Source organism: Klebsiella sp. 54 (genome assembly GCF_018223875.1).
Taxonomy (GTDB): domain Bacteria; phylum Pseudomonadota; class Gammaproteobacteria; order Enterobacterales; family Enterobacteriaceae; genus Klebsiella; species Klebsiella quasipneumoniae.
This window is the reverse complement of the sequence record NZ_JAGRRA010000003.1, coordinates 181,412-201,100: the sequence shown is the minus strand read 5'-3', so window position 1 is coordinate 201,100 and position 19,689 is coordinate 181,412. Positions and strand designations below refer to the sequence as shown.

16 protein-coding genes are annotated in these 19,689 nt (G+C 59.0%); 6 read left to right on the top strand and 10 right to left on the bottom strand.

Annotation, left to right across the window (positions count from 1 at the left end; genetic code table 11):
• Window positions 1-89: 89 nt before the first annotated feature.
• From kefF to folA, 3 genes are all read left to right on the top strand, one after another.
• A complete protein-coding gene (kefF, locus tag KHQ24_RS10615) occupies window positions 90-623 on the top strand; it encodes a glutathione-regulated potassium-efflux system oxidoreductase KefF (RefSeq protein WP_004204269.1) in 534 nt (177 codons plus the stop codon).
• Entirely contained in the window at window positions 616-2,481 is a 1,866-nt protein-coding gene (gene kefC, locus KHQ24_RS10610) for a glutathione-regulated potassium-efflux system protein KefC (protein ID WP_004204270.1), read from the top strand. Before kefF ends, kefC begins: the two co-directional genes overlap by 8 nt.
• Window positions 2,482-2,654: 173 nt before the next feature.
• A complete protein-coding gene (gene folA, locus KHQ24_RS10605; RefSeq protein WP_004204271.1) occupies window positions 2,655-3,134 on the top strand; it encodes a type 3 dihydrofolate reductase in 480 nt (159 codons plus the stop codon).
• A 277-nt stretch (window positions 3,135-3,411) separates the two neighbouring features.
• Here folA and apaH read toward each other — a convergent pair whose 3' ends face one another.
• The 6 genes from apaH to lptD are packed head-to-tail and all read right to left on the bottom strand — an operon-like array spanning window position 3,412 to window position 10,147.
• A complete protein-coding gene (apaH, locus tag KHQ24_RS10600; protein ID WP_004204272.1) occupies window positions 3,412-4,260 on the bottom strand; it encodes a bis(5'-nucleosyl)-tetraphosphatase (symmetrical) ApaH in 849 nt (282 codons plus the stop codon).
• 4 nt (window positions 4,261-4,264) lie between these two features.
• Entirely contained in the window at window positions 4,265-4,642 is a 378-nt protein-coding gene (gene apaG, locus KHQ24_RS10595; protein ID WP_004204274.1) for a Co2+/Mg2+ efflux protein ApaG, read from the bottom strand.
• Between the two features lie 2 nt (window positions 4,643-4,644).
• Window positions 4,645-5,466, bottom strand: a complete 822-nt coding sequence (gene rsmA, locus KHQ24_RS10590; RefSeq protein ID WP_065878099.1) for a 16S rRNA (adenine(1518)-N(6)/adenine(1519)-N(6))-dimethyltransferase RsmA — start codon at window positions 5,464-5,466, stop codon at window positions 4,645-4,647.
• Window positions 5,463-6,452 carry a 4-hydroxythreonine-4-phosphate dehydrogenase PdxA gene (gene pdxA / locus KHQ24_RS10585; RefSeq protein ID WP_023319708.1) on the bottom strand — a complete coding sequence of 330 codons (990 nt, stop codon included), beginning with the start codon at window positions 6,450-6,452 and terminating at the stop codon, window positions 5,463-5,465. Before pdxA ends, rsmA begins: the two co-directional genes overlap by 4 nt.
• Window positions 6,453-6,457: 5 nt before the next feature.
• Window positions 6,458-7,744 (bottom strand): peptidylprolyl isomerase SurA, encoded by a 1,287-nt coding sequence (surA, locus tag KHQ24_RS10580; RefSeq protein ID WP_211777263.1) that lies wholly within the window; start codon window positions 7,742-7,744, stop codon window positions 6,458-6,460.
• Between the two features lie 54 nt (window positions 7,745-7,798).
• Window positions 7,799-10,147 (bottom strand): LPS assembly protein LptD, encoded by a 2,349-nt coding sequence (gene lptD, locus KHQ24_RS10575; protein WP_032431190.1) that lies wholly within the window; start codon window positions 10,145-10,147, stop codon window positions 7,799-7,801.
• Between the two features lie 243 nt (window positions 10,148-10,390).
• Here lptD and djlA point away from each other — a divergent pair, with 243 nt between their 5' ends.
• Window positions 10,391-11,218, top strand: coding sequence for a co-chaperone DjlA (gene djlA, locus KHQ24_RS10570; RefSeq protein ID WP_008807470.1), 828 nt, complete (start codon window positions 10,391-10,393; stop codon window positions 11,216-11,218).
• Window positions 11,219-11,248: 30 nt separating this feature from the next.
• Here djlA and KHQ24_RS10565 read toward each other — a convergent pair whose 3' ends face one another.
• On the bottom strand, window positions 11,249-11,947 hold the full coding sequence (locus tag KHQ24_RS10565) for a response regulator (protein WP_004204282.1): 699 nt from the start codon (window positions 11,945-11,947) through the stop codon (window positions 11,249-11,251).
• Complete coding sequence (locus tag KHQ24_RS10560) at window positions 11,937-13,562, bottom strand: ATP-binding protein (protein WP_032455545.1); 1,626 nt, start codon at window positions 13,560-13,562, stop codon at window positions 11,937-11,939. The genes KHQ24_RS10565 and KHQ24_RS10560 overlap by 11 nt, the downstream gene beginning before the upstream one ends.
• Window positions 13,563-13,885: 323 nt before the next feature.
• Between KHQ24_RS10560 and KHQ24_RS10555 the strand changes: the two genes are divergently transcribed.
• Window positions 13,886-15,250: a 2-hydroxycarboxylate transporter family protein gene (locus KHQ24_RS10555; protein ID WP_211777262.1), complete on the top strand. Its 1,365-nt coding sequence runs from the start codon at window positions 13,886-13,888 to the stop codon at window positions 15,248-15,250.
• 179 nt (window positions 15,251-15,429) lie between these two features.
• Window positions 15,430-15,969, top strand: coding sequence for a citrate lyase holo-[acyl-carrier protein] synthase (gene citX / locus KHQ24_RS10550; protein WP_004204286.1), 540 nt, complete (start codon window positions 15,430-15,432; stop codon window positions 15,967-15,969).
• 42 nt (window positions 15,970-16,011) lie between these two features.
• On the opposite strand, the gene rluA is transcribed toward citX, so the two are convergent.
• Together rluA and rapA are read right to left on the bottom strand one after the other, a co-directional pair.
• Entirely contained in the window at window positions 16,012-16,671 is a 660-nt protein-coding gene (rluA, locus tag KHQ24_RS10545; RefSeq protein WP_004204288.1) for a bifunctional tRNA pseudouridine(32) synthase/23S rRNA pseudouridine(746) synthase RluA, read from the bottom strand.
• Window positions 16,672-16,682: 11 nt separating this feature from the next.
• Window positions 16,683-19,589 carry an RNA polymerase-associated protein RapA gene (gene rapA / locus KHQ24_RS10540; RefSeq protein ID WP_211777261.1) on the bottom strand — a complete coding sequence of 969 codons (2,907 nt, stop codon included), beginning with the start codon at window positions 19,587-19,589 and terminating at the stop codon, window positions 16,683-16,685.
• Between the last annotated feature and the right edge of the window lie 100 nt (window positions 19,590-19,689).

The following is a 19,689-nucleotide window of genomic DNA, read 5'->3' as shown; positions in this document are numbered from 1 at the left end:
GCGACATAAATCACAGTTATCATTGTAAGCGGTTCATTTAACTGTCTACACTCTTGCTGATTACGACAAGAGCTAACGCAGGCCAATCAATGATTCTGATAATTTATGCGCATCCTTATCCGCAGCATTCGCATGCGAATAAGCGAATGCTTGAACAAGCAGGGACGCTTGAAGGCGTAGAGATACGCTCCCTCTATCAACTCTATCCCGACTTTAATATCGATGTCGCCGCCGAGCAGGCGGCGCTCGCCCGTGCCGATCTGGTTATCTGGCAGCACCCGATGCAGTGGTATAGCGTGCCGCCGCTGCTGAAGCTGTGGATGGACAAAGTGCTGTCGCACGGCTGGGCCTATGGCCATAACGGTATTGCGCTGCGCGGTAAATCGCTGATGTGGGCGGTGACCACCGGCGGCGGTGAAAGCCACTTTGATATCGGTTCGTTTCCCGGTTTCCCGGTGCTGGCGCAGCCGCTGCAGGCCACGGCGCTCTACTGCGGGATGAAATGGCTGCCGCCGTTCGCCATGCACTGCACCTTTATCTGCGATGACGAAACGCTGCAGGCGCAGGCCCGCCATTATCGTCAACGCTTAATTGACTGGCAGGAGGCACATCAGAATGGATAGCCATACGCTGATACAGGCGCTGATTTACCTGGGCGCCGCGGCGCTGATTGTGCCCATCGCCGTCCGCCTTGGGCTTGGGTCGGTGCTGGGCTATCTCATCGCCGGCTGTATTATTGGGCCGTGGGGGCTGCGGCTGGTGACCGACGCCGAGGCGATTCTGCACTTTGCCGAGATTGGCGTGGTGCTGATGCTGTTCGTCATTGGTCTGGAGCTGGATCCGCAGCGTCTGTGGAAGCTGCGCGCTTCGGTGTTTGGCGGCGGTGCGCTGCAGATGGTGGCCTGTGGGGTATTGATCGGCCTCTTCTGCATGCTGCTGGGGTTGCGTTGGCAGGTGGCCGAGCTGATCGGTATGACCCTGGCGCTCTCCTCAACCGCGATCGCCATGCAGGCGATGAATGAGCGCAATCTGACGGTATCGCAGATGGGGCGCAGCGCCTTCGCGGTGCTGCTGTTCCAGGATATCGCGGCGATCCCGCTGGTGGCGATGATCCCGCTGCTGGCGGCCAGCGGCGGCGCCACTTCGCTGATGGCTTTTGCCCTTTCCGCGCTGAAGGTGGCCGCAGCGCTGGCGCTGGTGGTGGTGCTGGGGCGCTATCTGACCCGTCCGCTGCTGCGCTTTGTCGCCCGTTCCGGTCTGCGCGAAGTATTCAGCGCCGTGGCCCTGTTCCTGGTCTTCGGCTTTGGGCTGTTGCTGGAGGAGGTGGGGCTGTCGATGGCGATGGGGGCGTTTCTCGCCGGGGTGTTGCTGGCCAGCTCCGAGTATCGCCATGCGCTGGAAAGCGATATTGAGCCGTTTAAAGGCCTGCTGCTGGGGCTGTTTTTTATCGGCGTCGGGATGTCGATTGATTTCGGCACCCTGGTCACCCATCCGCTGCGTATCGTGATTTTGCTGGTGGGTTTCCTGGCGATAAAAATGCTGATGCTGTGGCTTATCGCCAGGCCGCTTGGCGTGCCTCGCGCTCAGCGCCGCTGGTTTGCGGTGCTGCTGGGGCAGGGGAGTGAGTTCGCGTTTGTGGTCTTTGGCGCCGCGCGGATGGCGGAGGTGCTGGACGGCGAATGGGCAAAGGCGCTGACCCTGGCGGTGGCGCTGTCGATGGCGGCAACCCCCATTCTGCTGGTGCTGTTGACCCGTCTGGAGAAATCGTCCAGCGGCCAGGCGCGGGATGCGGACGAGATTGATGAAGAGCAGCCGCGGGTGATTGTCGCCGGCTTTGGCCGCTTCGGGCAGATCGCCGGGCGACTCCTGCTCTCCAGCGGGGTGAAGATGGTGATCCTCGATCACGACCCGGACCATGTCGATACCCTGCGCAAATTTGATATGAAGGTCTTCTACGGCGATGCCACCCGGGTCGATCTGCTGGAGTCGGCCGGCGCCGAAAAGGCGGAGGTACTGATCAATGCCATTGACGATCCGCATGTCAGCCTGGAGCTGGTGGCGAGGGTAAAAGAGCATTTTCCGCATCTGCAGATTATCTCCCGCGCCCGCGATGTCGATCACTATATCCAGCTGCGTCAGGCTGGCGTTGATGCCCCGGAGCGTGAAACCTTCGAGGCGGCACTGAAATCCGGCCGAATGACCCTGGAGGCGCTGGGGCTCGGCGCGTATGAAGCGCGCGAGCGGGCCGATCTGTTCCGTCGTTTCAACCTGCAGATGGTCGAAGAGATGGTGGCGATGGCGGAAAACGACGCGGCGTCGCGGGTGGCGGTCTTCAAGCGGACCAGCGATATGCTGACCGGCATCATCAACGAAGATCGTCATCATCTGTCGCTGGTGCAGCGGCACGGTTGGCAGGGGACGGAAGAGGGCAGGCACACCGGCGATATCGCCGATGAGCCGGAAAATAAGCCCTCCGCCTGACGCTAATCAGTAACATTCTGTTTTCGTTTGGATCCTGTTCTGGCGGCCCACGGTGTGAACGTGGGCTTGCCAGCAAATCAGAAAATTTTCTTATTCTTTACCCTCCGGCCAGTCGACGAAGTTGTACGCTTTCCGTATAGTGGCGACAATTTTTTGTACTCAGGAATGAATGAATGATCAGTCTGATTGCGGCGTTAGCGGTAGATCGCGTCATTGGTATGGAAAACGCCATGCCATGGAACCTGCCTGCCGATCTCGCCTGGTTCAAACGCAACACATTAAATAAGCCGGTAGTGATGGGGCGTCTGACCTGGGAATCCATTGGGCGCCCGTTGCCGGGGCGTAAAAATATCGTGATCAGCAGCAAGCCAGGCAGCGACGATCGCGTGCAGTGGGTCTCCTCCGTTGACGAAGCGATTGCCGCCTGCGGCGATGTGGAAGAGATCATGGTGATCGGCGGCGGTCGGGTGTATGAGCAGTTCCTGCCAAAGGCGCAGAAGCTCTATCTGACCCATATCGATGCGGAAGTGGAAGGCGATACCCATTTCCCGGATTACGATCCGGACCAGTGGGAATCGGTGTTCAGCGAGTTTCATGACGCCGACGCGCAGAACTCCCACAGCTACTGCTTTGAGATCCTCGAACGCCGTTAAGCGGGAAGGATAGCAATGAAAAACCCCGGTCGCGTCTGGCGTGACCGGGGTTTTCTTTGCCGTGAATTCAGCGCGGATGACGCTGCCACTACTTTTCTGCGCCATGTCTCCTGTCGCGGGATGCGTTTTTCCAGAGTGCTGCCCGGCTGACAAATGGCACCTAAACGTAGGTCGGGTAAGGCGTTAGCCGCCACCCGACACAAAAGTGGCTTCGCGTCCGCTGTTCTTGCCCGGCGGCGCTGCGCTTGCGCGGGCCCGGGGGAGTGCGCCTGTTTCTTCAGGACGCGACGGCTTCGCCTTCGTCGAGGCTTTTCTGCCGGTTCGACGGCTGGGTAAAGTACTGCTTATCCTCCCAGCGCAGGCAGGTGAGTTCACCGCCCCAGCAGCAGCCGGTATCCAGCGCGTAAATGCCCTCCGGCGTACCGCGTCCCTCCAGCGACGCCCAGTGACCAAAGGCAATGCTGTAGGCACTGCTGACCGGACCAGGAATGGCAAACCACGGCTTCAGCGGCGCCGGGGCGTCCTCGGGCGCTTCTTTCGAGTACATATCCAGCTGGCCGTTCGGGAAGCAGTAGCGCATGCGGGTAAAAGCGTTAGAGATAAAGCGCAGGCGCGCCAGGCCGCTCAGCTCGTTGCTCCAGTGATTCGGCATGTCGCCGTACATGGCATCGAGGAAGAAAGGGTAGGAGTCGCTGGAGAGCACCGCTTCAACATCGCGCGCGCACTGCTGGGCGGTCTCCAGATCCCACTGCGGAGTGATGCCGGCATGGGCCATCACCAGCTTTTTCTCTTCGTCCACCTGGAGCAGCGGCTGACGACGCAGCCAGTTAAGCAGCTCATCGGCATCCGGCGCTTCCAGCAGTGATTTCAGACGATCCTTCGGCTTGTTGCGGCTGATGCCGGCGAAGACCGCCAGCAAGTGTAAATCGTGATTGCCCAGCACCAGTCGCACGCTGTCGCCCAGAGATTTGACATAGCGCAGAACCTCCAGCGACCCCGGGCCACGGGCTACCAGATCGCCGGTCAGCCACAGCGTATCGCTCCGCGGGTCGAATTCAACCTGCGCTAATAATGCGATCAGTTCATCGTAGCAACCGTGAACGTCGCCAATAAGGTATGTTGACATTGTTTTAATGAATGAGCGTTGGAACTGCGAGACGGAAAACAGGGATCTCGATACGGAACGGCGCGCCGTCGATATCGATCATCTCATAATGACCCTGCATGGTTCCCAGCGGCGTTTCAATGACCGCGCCGCTGGTATATTGATATTCACCGCCGGCGGGAATATGCGGTTGCTCGCCGACCACCCCTTCACCCTGAACTTCAGTCTCACGACCGTGGCCGTTAGTGATGAGCCAGTAGCGGCCAAGCAGCTGAACCTGACTCCGCCCCAGATTGCGAATGGTGACGGTATAAGCGAAGACGTAGCGCTCTTCTTCCGGAGAAGATTGCGATTCGATATAGACGCTTTGCACCTGGACGCAAACACGAGGCGAATTGATCATGGTTAGCTCTCCTTCGATGGCAGATTGTCAGACAGCCAGTTGGCCATCTGGCAGTACTGCGCCACGGAAATATTTTCTGCACGCATGGCCGGGTCGATGCCCAGATCGGTCAGCACTTCCACACTGAACAGATTGCCGAGACTGTTGCGGATGGTCTTGCGGCGCTGGTTGAACGCTTCGGTGGTGATGCGGCTCAGCACCCGGATCTCTTTGACCGGATACGGCATCGTGCTGTGCGGCACCAGACGGACCACCGCGGAATCGACCTTAGGCGGCGGGGTGAACGCGCTCGGCGGCACTTCGAGTACCGGGATCACCTGGCAATAATATTGCGCCATCACGCTTAACCGACCATACGCCTTACTGTTCGGTCCGGCAACCAGACGATTCACCACTTCCTTCTGCAACATAAAGTGCATATCGGCAATGGCATCAGTATAGCTGAACAGATGGAACATCAGCGGGGTCGAAATATTGTACGGCAGGTTGCCGAAGACGCGCAGCGGCTGACCCATTTTCTCCGCCAGTTCGCCGAAGTTCATGGTCATCGCATCCTGCTGATAGATGGTCAGCTTCGGCCCGAGGAACGGATGCGTCTGCAGGCGTGCCGCCAGATCGCGGTCCAGCTCAATGACGGTCAACTGGTCAAGGCGTTCGCCGACCGGCTCGGTCAGCGCGGCGAGACCGGGGCCGATTTCAACCATCGCCTGGCCTTTCTGCGGATTAATCGCCGAGACGATGCTGTCGATCACAAACTGATCGTTGAGGAAGTTCTGCCCGAAGCGTTTACGGGCTAAATGGCCCTGATGGACTCGATTATTCATTGGGTATTAACAATCATTTTGATGGCGAGATTAAGCGCCGTGATAAAACTGCCGACGTCCGCTGTTCCCTGGCCCGCTAATTCCAGTGCGGTGCCGTGGTCGACGGAGGTACGAATAAAAGGTAAACCGAGCGTAATGTTCACGCCGCGGCCAAAGCCCTGGTATTTTAGCACGGGCAGGCCCTGATCGTGGTACATCGCGAGTACTGCATCGGCATGGTCAAGGTATTTGGGCTGGAAAAGGGTGTCAGCTGGCAGCGGACCGCTGAGGTGCATCCCCTTCGCGCGCATCTCTTCCAGCACCGGAATGATGGTGTCTATCTCTTCCGTTCCCATATGACCGCCTTCGCCAGCATGCGGGTTAAGTCCGCAAACCAGCACGTGCGGCTGGGCAATACCAAATTTCGTGCGCAGGTCGTGATCGAGAATCGTGATGATCTCGCGCAGCAGGTCGGGCGTTATCGCCTCGCTGATGGCTTTCAACGGCAGATGGGTCGTCACCAGCGCCACCCGCAGCTCCTCGGTCGCCAGCATCATCACCACTTTGCTGGCCTGCGCGCGCTCTTCGAAGAACTCGGTATGACCGGTGAAGGCGATGCCGGCGTCGTTGATGTTGCCTTTGTGCACCGGGCCGGTCACTAACGCCGCGAATTCTCCGCTCAGGCAGCCGTCGCAGGCGCGCGCCAGCGTCTCGACCACGTAGGCGCCGTTATGTACGTTCAGCACGCCGGGCTCCGCCGGGACGCTCAGCGGGACGTTAAGCAGCGTCAACGTACCGGCACGCTGCGGAACGGCCGGTTGCGCAGGATCGTATGGCAGGAGAGATAAAGGAAGACCGAGCCTTTGGGCTCGGTCAGTTAACAGGGCGCCGTCGGCGCAGATCACCAGCTCAACTGGCCAGTCGCGCTGGGCAAGCTGCACGACCAGGTCAGGGCCAATCCCGGCGGGTTCGCCGGGAGTGATAACAACTTTACGGGTTTCAGGCATCGATATTAGTTGCTCAGAATTTTAACATACGCACTGGCGCGCTGTTCCTGCATCCAGGTTGCCGCTTCTTCAGAGAATTTGCGGTTCATCAGCATACGGTAAGCACGATCTTTCTGCGCGGCGTCGGTTCTGTCGACCTGACGGCTATCCAGCAGTTCGATCAGGTGCCAGCCGAAGGAGGAGTGTACCGGTCCGCTGGTCTGCCCTTTGTTCAGACGCATCAGCGCATCGCGGAACGCCGGGTCGAAGATATCCGGCGTGGCCCAGCCTAAATCACCGCCCTGGTTCGCCGAGCCCGGATCTTCAGAATACGCTTTCGCCGCTTTAGCGAAGGTGGTTTTCCCGCTCTTAATGTCGGCGGCAATTTGCTCCAGCTTCGCCTGAGCCTGCGCATCGTTCATGATTGGCGATGGCTTCAGCAGAATATGACGGGCATGCACTTCAGTGACGGAGATGTTCTGGGTCCCGCCGCGCAGATCGTTCACTTTCAGAATGTGGAAGCCGACGCCGGAACGGATCGGACCGACGATATTCCCTTTCTTCGCGGTGCTTAACGCCTGGGCGAAAATGCCCGGCAGCTCCTGGATACGACCCCAGCCCATCTGGCCGCCCTTCAGCGCCTGCTGGTCGGCGGAGTAGGTGATCGCCAGTTTACCGAAGTTGGCGCCGTTGCGCGCTTGCTCAACGATAGCATTCGCTTGCTCCTGGGCCGCGGCGACTTGATCGGAGGTCGGGTTCTCCGGCAGCGGGATCAGGATGTGGCTCAGGTTGAGCTCGGTGCTGGCGTCGTTCTGGTCGCCGATCTGTTTGGCCAGCGCTTCCACTTCCTGCGGCAGCACGGTGATGCGACGACGTACTTCATTGTTACGCACTTCCGAAATCAGCATCTCTTTACGGATCTGGTTACGGTAGGTGTTGTAGTTGATGCCTTCATAGGCCAGACGGCTGCGCATCTGATCCATGGTCATGTTGTTTTGTTTAGCGATGTTGGCGATGGCCTGATCGAGCTGGTCGTCAGAGACCTTCACGCCCATCTTCTGCCCCATCTGTAACACGATCTGGTCCATGATCAGTCTTTCGAGGATCTGATGGCGCAGGGTCGCGTCATCCGGCAGCTGTTGGCCAGCCTGACCAGCATTGAGCTTAACCGATTGCATCAAACCATCGACGTCGCTTTCCAGCACGACGCCATTATTGACGACGGCCGCTACTTTATCGACCACCTGGGGGGCAGCGAAACTGGTATTCGCGATCATGGCGATACCGAGAAGCAGCGTTTTCCAGTTCTTCATACTTTTTCCATTTCGATTAACCGCAAATGCGGATGATGTTGTAAACCAGCCGCATCACAGGGAGCTCTGGTACGGTAAAATGTTCGAACGCAGCATCTGCTGGGTGCCGAGGCCGTAGTTAGAGCTCAGACCGCGCAATTCGATATTGATTCCGAAGGTGTTGTCGTATTTGCTCTCGCCGCCGTTGTTGTTGCTATCCCAGCCGTTGACTTTACGTTCGTAGCCAAGACGGATGGCGTAGCAGCAGGAGTTATACTGGACACCCAACATCTGGTTTGCTGCTTTCCGGGTATTGGTATCGTAGTAGTAGGCACCGACCACGGACCAGCGATCGACGATCGGCCAGCTGGCGGTCATCCCCACCTGCGAGATACCCTCTTTATATTGCGCCGCGGTGGAATATGACGGCAGTGTGGCCTGAATATATTCCGGGCTGGCGTAACGATAGTTAAGCTGGACTAAGCGGTTTTCATCGCGACGGTATTCAATGGTGCCGTTACCGGTTGCGACGTTATCCAGACGCGTATCGTACTGGATCCCGCCGCGCAGACCCCAGTTATCGGCAATGCGCCAGTAGGTGTCGCCGGCCCATACCAGTGAACCCGTGGTGTCGTTGTTCTCCCAGTTGATGTTGTCATCACCGGTGCGTGACTCGGTGAAATAGTAGATTTGACCAACGGAAATATTAAAACGTTCCACCGCGGCGGCGTCATACACGCGCGAGGTGATACCGGTAGTGACCTGATTGGCCGACGCGATGCGGTCGAGACCGCTATAGGTACGGTCGCGGAACAGGCCGGTGTAGTCCGACTGCAACAGCGTGGAGTCGTAGCTGCCGATTTCACTCTGATCGCGGTACGGCACATACAGATACTGCATGCGCGGTTCCAGCGTTTGGGTGAATCCCTCCTGCAGGTCGCGCTCGAAGACCATTTTGCCGTCGACTTTAAACTGCGGCATCACGCGGCTAACGGACTCTTTGTAGTCCGTGCCGTTGGCGGCGTTGTACTTATCGAGGTTGCTCTGCTGGTAGTGGGTCGCCAGCAGCTTGGCTTCGGTATTCAGACTGCCCCAGCCGTTCGACAGCGGCAGGTTGATCGTCGGTTCGAAGTGAACGCGGGTCGCTTCCGGCATGTTGTTATTCGAGTTAACAAAATGGGCGACCTGGCCGTACAGATGGGTATCGAACGGACCGACATCGTTCTGGTAGTAGTTAATGTCGAGCTGCGGCTCAGCCGAGTAGGAGTTGCTCGACTCCCGATCGAAGACCTGGAACTGCTTGGTTGAGACCGTGGCGTCGAAGTTCTGATTGACATACCCGGCGCTGAATTTCTGCGTCGCATAGCCGTCGGTACTGGAACCATACTTCGAGCTGAAATCGTTGAAGTAGTCAGGATCGCTGACCTTGGTGTAGTCAGCGTTCAGACGCCACACCTGATCGATAACCCCGGAGTGGTTCCAGTAGAACAGCCAGCGGCGGCTGTTGCTGTCGCTGGAGTGGTCATCTTCGTAGATTTTATCCGACGGCAGGTAGTCGAACTCCGTTAAGCCGCTGCCGAGCTGGGTCAGGTAGCGGAATTCGTTTTCCCACATCACGCCGCCGCGCTTGTTCATATAGTGCGGGGTGATGGTGGCATCGAAGTTTGGCGCGATGTTCCAGTAGTACGGCAGGGAGAATTCCACGCCGTTTTTGGTGCTGTATTTCGCGTTCGGGATCAGGAAGCCTGAACGACGCTTATCGCCCACCGGCAGCTGCAGGTAGGGGCTGTAGAAAATCGGCACGGAGCCAAGCTTGAAGCGGGCGTTCCAGATCTCGGCGACCTGCTCTTCGCGATCGTGGATAACTTCGCTGCCCACGACGCTCCAGGTGTCGGAGCCCGGCAGACAGGAGGTAAAGCTGCCGTTTTCCAGAATGGTATAGCGGTTTTCACCGCGCTGTTTCATCAGGTCAGCAGTACCGCGTCCCTGGCGTCCGACCATTTGATAATCGCCCTGCCAGACGTTGGTATCTTTAGTATTCAGATTCGACCAGGCTTTTGGCCCTTTGAGGATCACCTGGTTATCGTCGTAATGCACGTTGCCCAGCGCGTCCACCGTGCGCACCGGCTGCGCCTGGCCCGCGGCCTGCTGCTGATGCAGCTGAACTTCGTCGGCGCGGAGGCGGCTATTCCCCTGGTTGATATCGACGTTGCCGGTAAAGACGGCGTTGTCCGGGTAATTGCCCTTCGCATGATCGGCGTTAATCGTCACCGGCAGATCGCCAGGCCGCCCTTCCACGAGCGGACGATCAAAGCTTGGCACGCCAAGCATACATTGCGTTGCGAGATCGGCAGCGAGGCCTTGTTGGCTATACAAGGCGCTGGCAATCATCGTAGCCAGGAGGCTGGGAATACGTTTTTTCATACGTTGTATTTATTGTTCCATCATCTTGTGGCAGCGGCTTGCAAACGGTCAGAGCCTAACTTACTCAACTTTATCACGCTAGTGTTAATCCTGCCCGTTTCGAGCCCGAGCGTTAGGCACCCTGTTGAATGACGAGTATGATAAAGCAAATTATAGGCTATGTCCCACAATTGACCGAGGCGCGAGTGCCGGGTAACGTGCGGTCATATTCGTGCTTAACGGCGACAAACAGTTGGGGAGTCTATGCAGTATTTGGGTAAAGTGATTGGCGTGGCAGTAGCTTTGCTGATGGGCGGTGGGTTCTGGGGCGTGGTGCTCGGCTTCCTGGTCGGCCATATGTTTGACCGGGCGCGCAGCCGCCGGTTGAATCTCTTCGCCAATCAGCAGGAGCGTCAGTCGCTCTTCTTTTCCACCACCTTTGAAGTGATGGGGCATCTGACCAAATCCAAGGGCCGCGTTACCGAGGCGGATATTCACGTCGCCAATGTGCTGATGGATCGCATGAATCTGCACGGCGCTTCGCGTACCGCGGCGCAGCAGGCGTTTCGCGACGGTAAAGCCGACAATTATCCGCTGCGCGAGAAGATGCGCCAGCTGCGCAGCGTCTGCTTTGGCCGCTTCGATCTGATTCGGATGTTTCTGGAAATTCAGCTGCAGGCGGCGTTCGCTGACGGCGAACTGCACCCTAACGAACGTGAAGTGCTGTTCGTCATCGCCGATGAGCTTGGCATCTCTCGCGCCCAGTTCGATCAATTCCTGCGAATGATGCAGGGCGGCGCCCAGTTTGGCGGCGGTTCGCAGCAGCAATCTTATGGTCAGCACGGCGGCAACGCCGGCTGGCAGCAGGCGCAGCGCGGGCCAACGCTGGAGGACGCCTGCAACGTGCTGGGGGTGAAACCGACTGACGACGCGGCGACGGTGAAGCGCGCCTATCGTAAGCTGATGAACGAGCACCATCCGGACAAGCTGGTGGCGAAAGGGCTGCCGCCGGAGATGATGGAGATGGCCAAACAGAAAGCCCAGGAGATCCAGAAGGCCTGGGAGCTGATCAAAGAACAGCGCGGCTTCTGAGTTTTTCAGCCCCTCGCCCGGCGAGAGGGGTTAGCGTTTGGCCTGTGCGCGGCGATACAGCCGCCGCGGATGGCCGATTTTTCCATACAGCATCTCCACCTCCAGAAACCCGGTCTCAACGCCGTGTTCAAGATAGCGGCGGGCGGTGGTTTTGCTGAGTCCGGCGGCGCTGACCACCTCATCAACGGAAAAGCAGTGCGCTTCCCGGCCGCTAAACAGACCCTGTACCAGCGCCAGCGTCTTCTCTTCAATCCCCTTGCTGCCACTATCTACGCGATAGTTCTTCGCCTGCAGTTGATAGAGGGAATCGACGTTCTGCTGATCGACGATTTTCCACTCCCGCTGCTGATCGTAGAACTGGATAAAACGCTCCAGCGACTGACTTAGCCGCTTCCATGATACCGGCTTAAGAATATAGTCGAAGGCGCCGTTGCGGATAGCCTGGCTGCAGGTTTCCATATCGCTGGCGGCGGTGATAAAGATCACCGAGCATTGGCTGGTCGCCAGCGCCGGATCGGTCATCAGCGTCACCCCTTTGCCGTCCGGCAAATAGTTATCCAGCAGTACCAGCTGCGGCGGGGTGGCGTGGAGCAACTGGCGGGCCTGGGCGAGGGAGGCCGCCATGCCCGCCAGCCGCAGGCGCGGGTGTTTCTGCACAAGCTCGGCGTGCAGGCGCGCAAGCTCGCTCTCATCTTCAATGATTAGCACATCGACCAGGTCATGATGCATCGTGGGCCTCCGGGTGCGGACGGGCAGGCGCGTCGGCCGGGATAAACAGGGTGAAGATCGTTCCCCGCGGCGCGTTATCGGCGACTTCGATGGTGCCGCCCGCCTGAGTGACATAATGTTCAATAAGATACAGACCAATGCCGTGATCGCCACGGGTTTTGGTGGTGACGCCGCGTTCAAAAATGCGCTCGCGGATATCGGGGCGGATGCCGACGCCGCGGTCGGCCACTTCGATAATCAGCTCCCGGGCGTTGAGCTGGATCAGGACTTCCACCGGCTCATGCGGAAGCTCGGCGCGCTGCGTGGCTTCGATGGCGTTATCCAGCAGGTTGCCGATGATGGAGATCAGCTCGGATTCCATCAGCGACGGCAGGGGACGGTCGATGCGGCAGGCCGGGTCGAAGCTCAGCGCCACGCCTTTTTCACGGGCGCGGGTGGCTTTGCCGAGCAGCAGACCGCATAGCGTCGGCGAGTGGAAGTGTGAGGAGATAAAGTCCAATAGCTCCTGAGCATGTTCCGACTGGGCCTGAATATAGCGGATCGCTTCGTCATAATGGCCCATATGCAGCAGGCCGGAGAGGGTAGTCATCCGGTTGAGCTGCTCGTGGCGCATGATGCGTAGATTGTCGACATAGCGCTTCACCTGGCTCAGCTGGGCGGTGAGGGCATTGATTTCATTGCGGTCACGGAATGTGATCACCCAGCCCTGCAGGGTATTCTCCAGCATAATGCGTACCCGACTGGCGAGCACGGTCAACTGGTTGAAGCGGCACAGCTCATCGTGGGTGTCGCGCTCAAGCATGTCGCCGCTGGCGAAAAAGGGCTGCGGGGAAATCACGCTGTCAATCGACTGACCGCGCAGCTGACTGGCGGGCTGGCTGAGTCCCAGCAGGCTGCGGGCGGCATGGTTTATCACCTCAATGCGCCGCTGGCGATCGATGACGATCACCCCCTCAAAGATCGACTCCATCATCGCCTTTTGCTGTCGCACCAGCAGGCCTATCTCCCGCGGCTCGAGCGAAAAAATCTGCTTTTTAATGCTGCGGGTAAAGTACCAGGAGAAGATAAACAGGGCGATGAGCAGCAGGACGGCGGCGATAAAAATATTGATCACTTTGGTCAGGGTAATGCTGTCGAGATAGCTGGTGAGGTAGCCGACGGAGACAATGCCGATCACCCGCCCCTCGTCATCGACGATCGGTGTTTTGCTGCGCAGCGAGACCCCAAGTCCGCCTTTGCGAATGGTGGTAATGGATTTTCCCTCCAGTACCGCCTGGTTGTCGCCGCCAACCAGCCGCGTGCCAACCCACTCCGGATGGACCGAATGAAACAGATGCATCCCCTGGCGGTCGCCGATGACGATAAAGCTGGCGTCGCTATGGGCGGCGATTTGCTGCATAAACGCCTGAATCGCCTGTGGGTCATGCCGGCTGACCTGCTGACGTAAATTTGGCATCAGGGCTATCTCTTCGGCCTGAATTTTGGCCCGGGCGCTCATTTCCTGATAAAGCTGGCGGCTGGCGTCAAAGTAATAATAAATACCCAGCGCGATAAAGAGGACTGAGAAAAAAGCGACCAGCGAAATAAACAGCTTATATTGAAAAGATAATTTCATAGGTCCCGGACGACGTATTCACCATACCGGCACTCTATCATTTTTCTGTCACGTGACGTAAATGTTAAAGGAAAGTTGTGATCAGCGGCGCAGGCGCGGGCTGCCGCCAGCGGTTGCGGTGGATATAAGGCGTGATGGGAAATAAAAACCATAAAAACCACGATAATAAATCAGAGATATATCACCCCTGCGCGGATCCGCGAATAGAAACCATAAAAACCATAGTGACCATTAAAACTTCTTTTTTAATTCGGGGAGCTTCACATTAACGACGCCGCTGTCCCTTTACGCTGAAAATGAATAATAACGACAGGGCTGAATTTATGAGCACGACAGACAATGCATTCTCTGCAACCCTTGAACCGATCAATACGCCGAAAGCCACGCTCAGGCAGCGCTGGTGGCACATCATGGATAACTGGAAGGTAGGGATCGTCCCGCTGCCGCTGTTTTTGCTGGCCGGGGGGCTGATTGCCCTCGACTGCCTTGGCGGTAAACTGCCGAGCGATATCGTGGTGATGGTGGCCACTCTGGCTTTCTTTGGCTTCGCCTGCGGCGAGTTTGGTAAACGCCTGCCGGTGCTGGGGAAACTCGGCGCGGCGGCGATCTGCGCCACTTTTATTCCTTCCGCGCTGGTCCATTACGGCCTGCTGCCGGACGTGGTCGTGGAATCCACCACCAAATTCTATAAATCCACCAACATCCTCTATCTTTATATCTGCTGCATTATCGTCGGCAGCATCATGAGTATGAACCGCACCACCTTGATTCAGGGCTTCCTGAAGATCTTCTTCCCAATGCTGTGCGGCGAGGTGGTCGGCATGCTGGTGGGCATCGGCGTTGGCACGCTGCTGGGCATGGAGCCGTTTCAGGTGTTCTTCTTTATCGTGCTGCCGATCATGGCCGGCGGCGTGGGGGAAGGGGCGATCCCGCTGTCGATGGGCTATGCCGCGCTGATGCATATGGAGCAGGGGGTGGCCCTGGGCCGGGTGTTGCCGATGGTGATGCTCGGCAGCCTGACGGCGATCGTCATCTCCGGCTGCCTCAACCAACTCGGCAAGCGCTTCCCGCATCTGACCGGCGAAGGGCAACTGATGCCGAACCGCAGCCATGAAACCCGCAGCCTCGGCGAGAGTGAAGGCATGAGCGGTAAAACCGACGTCGGGACGCTGGCCTCCGGCGCGCTGCTGGCGGTACTGCTGTATATGATGGGGATGCTCGGCCACAAACTGATTGGTCTGCCGGCGCCGGTGGGCATGCTGTTTCTCGCGGTGCTGTTAAAGCTGGCTAATGTGGTGTCTCCGCGCCTGCAGGAGGGATCGCAGATGGTGTATAAATTCTTCCGCACCGCGGTCACCTACCCGATCCTCTTTGCCGTCGGTGTGGCGATCACCCCGTGGCAGGAGCTGGTGAACGCCTTCACTTTCACCAATCTGCTGGTGATCGTCAGCACCGTCTCCGCGCTGGTGGCGACCGGTTTCCTGGTCGGTAAAAAGATAGGGATGCACCCGATCGATGTGGCGATTGTCTCCTGTTGCCAGAGCGGGCAGGGCGGCACCGGCGATGTGGCGATCCTGACCTCTGGTAACCGCATGAGCCTGATGCCGTTCGCGCAGATCGCTACCCGGATTGGCGGGGCGATAAATGTCTCTCTGGGGTTGCTGTTCCTCAGCCACTATCTGGCGTGATATAACGCTACGCTCAGCGATAAAACTGCTATTTTCCGCTACAGAACGCCGAAAATATCTGCGTTCTGTATCCTAAATGCTCCGCATTTAGCGTTACAATCAGCGCGCGATCGGCTATCGCAACCATCATTATGACAGTCCAGGCGCTGTCGCATTTATCATATGTAGGAGAGGAATTAATGTCAGTGGATACTCCCGCCCAGGCGGGCGTCAGCATCGACGCATTGCTGGCGGCGAAAGAGCAGCGTGCAGCCCGCCAGGCCGACTGGTTGGCCCATTATCAGCAGCCTGTTATTTCCCTGACCCTGGTAACCCCCGGGGCGGTGAAGGACAGCATTCGCTATCGCAACATGATGGGCGTAGCCCTCCAGGCCTGCGATCAGCTGCTTTGGAAGCACCGCTGGCAAACGCTGGATCGTCAGGTGCTGTGGCTGCCGACCGGGCCTGAAGCGCTGTGGTGCGTGGCGCATCCGGCCAGCGAAATCAAAGCGATGTGCAGTACGCTGGAGCAGAGCCATCCGCTGGGACGCTTGTGGGATATCGATGTGATCTGTCCGCAGAGCGGGCAGGTGGGACGCCAGTCGCTGGGCGAGTCGCAGCGCCGCTGCCTGCTGTGCGATGAGCCGGCGCACGCCTGCGCGCGTAGCCGTCGTCACGACACCGATCTCGTCGTTGCCCGCGTTGAGCAGATGATTGACGCGTGGTTTGCCCGCGATTAACGGGTTAGCATTCCCCGGCGGCAGAGCGCTGCCGGGGAGGTCCTAAAAGTCGAGCGGCGCGCGGAAGGTCATCGCGTTGCCGTAGGCGGGGTGGGTGATGGTGAGCGTCTCGGCGTGAAGCAGCAGGCGCGGGGCCATCGCCAGCGCCTCCGGCGTGGCGTAAAAGCGGTCGCCAAGGATCGGATGTCCCAGCGCCAGCATATGCACGCGCAGCTGGTGTGACCGTCCGGTAATTGGCTTCAGGCGCACGCGGGCGGTATTATCTTCCGCGTACTCCAGCACCTCATACTCGGTCTGCGCCGCTTTGCCGGTTTCATAACACACCTTCTGCTTTGGCCGGTTCGGCCAGTCGCAAATCAGCGGTAAATCCACCAGGCCCTCCGCCGGCTGCGGATGGCCCCAGACGCGGGCGATGTACTGCTTCTTCGGCTCGCGCTCGCGGAACTGGCGCTTCAGTTCGCGCTCGGCCGCCTTATTCAGCGCCACCACAATCACGCCGCTGGTGGCCATATCAAGGCGATGCACCGATTCGGCCTGCGGGAAGTCGCGCTGAATGCGCGTCATCACGCTGTCTTTATGCTCATCAAGACGACCCGGCACGGACAACAAGCCGCTCGGCTTGTTGACCACCATGATGTGCTCATCCTGATACAGGATCACCAGCCAGGGATCCTGCGGCGGATTGTAGTTTTCCATCGCCATTTCGCGTTCCGTTACTGGTGAGTGACGACGATCAGACGCAGCGCGTCCAGACGCCATCCGGCCTGTCCCAGCGCCTCCAGCACCTGCTGGCGATTGCTTTCAATCGCCGCCAGTTCGTCGTCACGGATGTTCGGGTTGACCGCCTTCAGCGCTTCCAGACGGGAGAGCTCCGCCGTCAGCTTATCGTCGGCTTCACTACGCGCCGCGTCGATCAGCCCCTGCGCCGCCTTGGCGATCTGCGCTTCGCCCTGCTGCAAAATGGCATGAACGTCCTGCTGCACCGCGTTGACCAGCTTGCTGCCGGTGTGGCGATTGACCGCGCTCAGCTGGCGGTTGAAGCTTTCAAACTCCACCTGGCCGGCGAGGTTGTTGCCGTTTTTATCCAGCAGCATGCGAACCGGGGTCGCCGGCAGGAAGCGGTTGAGCTGCAGCTGCTTCGGCGCCTGCGCTTCGACCACGTAGATCAGCTCCAGCAGCAGAGTGCCGACCGGCAGCGCCTTGTTCTTCAGCAGGGAAATGGTGCTGCTGCCGGTATCGCCGGAGAGGATCAGGTCGAGGCCGTTGCGGATCAATGGGTGTTCCCAGGTGATGAACTGCGCGTCTTCACGGGACAGCGCCACGTCACGCTCGAAGGTGATGGTGCAACCGTCCTCCGGCAGCCCCGGGAAATCCGGCACCAGCATATGGTCGGAAGGGGTGAGGACGATCAGGTTTTCCCCGCGGTCGTCCTGGTTGATGCCGACGATATCGAACAGGTTCATCGAGAAGGCGATCAGGCTGGTGTCGTCATCCTGCTCTTCGATGCTCTCCGCCAGGGCCTGGGCTTTCTCGCCGCCGTTGGAGTGGATCTCCAGCAGACGGTCGCGGCCCTGCTCCAGCTGCGCTTTCAGAGCGTCATGCTGCTGGCGGCAGGATTTGATCAGATCGTCAAAGCCGTCGGTGGATTCCGGCGCCGCAAGGTAGTTGATCAGCTCGTCATGGACGCTGTCGTAGACGGTCCGTCCGGTCGGGCAGGTATGTTCAAAGGCGTCGAGGCCTTCGTGATACCAGCGCACCAGCACCGACTGCGCGGTCTTTTCCAGGTACGGGACGTGGATCTGGATATCGTGCGCCTGGCCGATACGGTCGAGACGGCCGATACGCTGCTCCAGCAGATCCGGGTTAAACGGCAGATCGAACATCACCAGGTTGCTGGCGAACTGGAAGTTGCGTCCTTCGGAGCCGATCTCGGAGCACAGCAGCACCTGGGCGCCGGTGTCTTCTTCAGCAAACCACGCCGCGGCGCGGTCGCGTTCGATAATCGACATCCCTTCATGGAACACGGCGGCGCGGATACCTTCGCGCTCGCGCAGCACCTGCTCCAGCTGGAGCGCGGTGGCGGCTTTGGCGCAAATCACCAGTACCTTCTGCGAGCGATGGCTGGTCAGGTAGCCCATCAGCCACTCGACGCGCGGGTCAAAGTTCCACCAGGTGCCGGTATCGCCTTCAAATTCCTGATAGATCTGCTCCGGGTAGAGCATGTCGCGCGCGCGCTCTTCCGCGGTTTTGCGGGCGCCCATGATGCCGGATACTTTGATGGCGGTCTGGTACTGGGTCGGCAGCGGCAGGCGAATGGTGTGCAGCTCGCGTTTCGGGAAACCTTTGACGCCGTTACGGGTGTTACGGAACAGCACGCGGCTGGTGCCGTGGCGATCCATCAGCATCGAGACCAGCTCCTGGCGCGCGGCCTGGGCGTCTTCGCGATCGCTGTTGGCGGCCTGCAGCAGCGGCTCGATATCCTGCTCGCCGATCAGATCGCCGAGGGTATTGAGTTCGCTATCGCTCAGCTTGTTACCCGCCAGCAGCAGGGCGACGGCGTCGGCCACCGGACGGTAGTTCTGCTGTTCTTCGACAAACTGCGCGAAATCGTGGAAGCGGTTCGGATCCAGCAGGCGCAGGCGCGCAAAGTGGCTCTCCATCCCCAGCTGTTCCGGCGTCGCGGTCAACAGCAGAATGCCCGGCACGCGTTCGGCCAGCTGTTCAATCGCTTGATATTCGCGGCTCGGGGCGTCTTCGTTCCACACCAGATGGTGCGCTTCATCGACCACCATCAGGTCCCACTCGGCGTCGCACAGGTGCTCCAGACGCTGCTTGCTGCGGCGCACGAAGTCTAAAGAGCAGATCACCAGCTGTTCGGTTTCGAACGGGTTGTAGGCGTCATGCTGTGCTTCGGCGTAGCGCTCGTCGTCAAACAGCGAGAAGCGCAGGTTGAAGCGGCGCAGCATTTCCACCAGCCACTGGTGCTGGAGAGTTTCAGGGACCACAATCAGTACGCGCTCGGCGGCGCCGGAGAGCAGCTGCTGGTGCAGGATCATCCCGGCTTCGATGGTTTTACCTAAGCCCACTTCATCGGCCAGCAGGACGCGTGGCGCGTGACGACGGCCCACGTCGTGGGCGATGTTCAGCTGATGCGGGATCAGGCTGGTGCGTTGGCCGCGCAGGCCGCTCCACGGCATGCGGTACTGCTCGCTCTGGAACTTGCGCGCGCGGTAGCGCAGGGCAAAGCGGTCCATGCGGTCGATTTGTCCGGCGAACAGGCGGTCCTGCGGCTTGCTGAACACCAGTTTGCTGTCGAGCAGCACTTCACGCAGGGTGACGTTCGCTTCCTGGGTATCGAGGCGGGTGCCAGTGTAGGACAGCAGCCCGTTCTCTTCATGCACTTTGTCAACGTGGAGCTGCCAGCCTTCGTGGCTGGTAATGGTGTCGCCCGGGTTAAACATCACGCGAGTGATCGGGGAATCGTTGCGTGAGTACAGACGGTTTTCGCCGATGGCGGGGAAAAGGAGAGTGACCATGCGCGCATCCAGCGCTACCACCGTCCCTAATCCTAGTTCGCTCTCTGTGTCGCTAATCCAGCGTTGACCAAGTGTAAAAGGCATATATGTTCGGCTCTTTAGTTCTTTAATTGCAGGCAATAGTTGATCATCTCCATGTACAACCGGAGATGCGTCAAAATTGGGGCCAGGAATGGAAAGGGCG

Excerpts from the sequence above, each read along its gene's own strand:
- kefF (WP_004204269.1), top strand. The coding sequence starts at position 90 with ATGATTCTGATAATTTATGCGCATCCTTATCCGCAGCATTCGCATGCG.
- kefC (WP_004204270.1), top strand. The coding sequence starts at position 616 with ATGGATAGCCATACGCTGATACAGGCGCTGATTTACCTGGGCGCCGCG.
- folA (WP_004204271.1), top strand. The coding sequence starts at position 2,655 with ATGATCAGTCTGATTGCGGCGTTAGCGGTAGATCGCGTCATTGGTATG.
- apaH (WP_004204272.1), bottom strand. The coding sequence starts at position 4,260 with ATGTCAACATACCTTATTGGCGACGTTCACGGTTGCTACGATGAACTG.
- apaG (WP_004204274.1), bottom strand. The coding sequence starts at position 4,642 with ATGATCAATTCGCCTCGTGTTTGCGTCCAGGTGCAAAGCGTCTATATC.
- rsmA (WP_065878099.1), bottom strand. The coding sequence starts at position 5,466 with ATGAATAATCGAGTCCATCAGGGCCATTTAGCCCGTAAACGCTTCGGG.
- pdxA (WP_023319708.1), bottom strand. The coding sequence starts at position 6,452 with ATGCCTGAAACCCGTAAAGTTGTTATCACTCCCGGCGAACCCGCCGGG.
- surA (WP_211777263.1), bottom strand. The coding sequence starts at position 7,744 with ATGAAGAACTGGAAAACGCTGCTTCTCGGTATCGCCATGATCGCGAAT.
- lptD (WP_032431190.1), bottom strand. The coding sequence starts at position 10,147 with ATGAAAAAACGTATTCCCAGCCTCCTGGCTACGATGATTGCCAGCGCC.
- djlA (WP_008807470.1), top strand. The coding sequence starts at position 10,391 with ATGCAGTATTTGGGTAAAGTGATTGGCGTGGCAGTAGCTTTGCTGATG.
- KHQ24_RS10565 (WP_004204282.1), bottom strand. The coding sequence starts at position 11,947 with ATGCATCATGACCTGGTCGATGTGCTAATCATTGAAGATGAGAGCGAG.
- KHQ24_RS10560 (WP_032455545.1), bottom strand. The coding sequence starts at position 13,562 with ATGAAATTATCTTTTCAATATAAGCTGTTTATTTCGCTGGTCGCTTTT.
- KHQ24_RS10555 (WP_211777262.1), top strand. The coding sequence starts at position 13,886 with ATGAGCACGACAGACAATGCATTCTCTGCAACCCTTGAACCGATCAAT.
- citX (WP_004204286.1), top strand. The coding sequence starts at position 15,430 with ATGTCAGTGGATACTCCCGCCCAGGCGGGCGTCAGCATCGACGCATTG.
- rluA (WP_004204288.1), bottom strand. The coding sequence starts at position 16,671 with ATGGCGATGGAAAACTACAATCCGCCGCAGGATCCCTGGCTGGTGATC.
- rapA (WP_211777261.1), bottom strand. The coding sequence starts at position 19,589 with ATGCCTTTTACACTTGGTCAACGCTGGATTAGCGACACAGAGAGCGAA.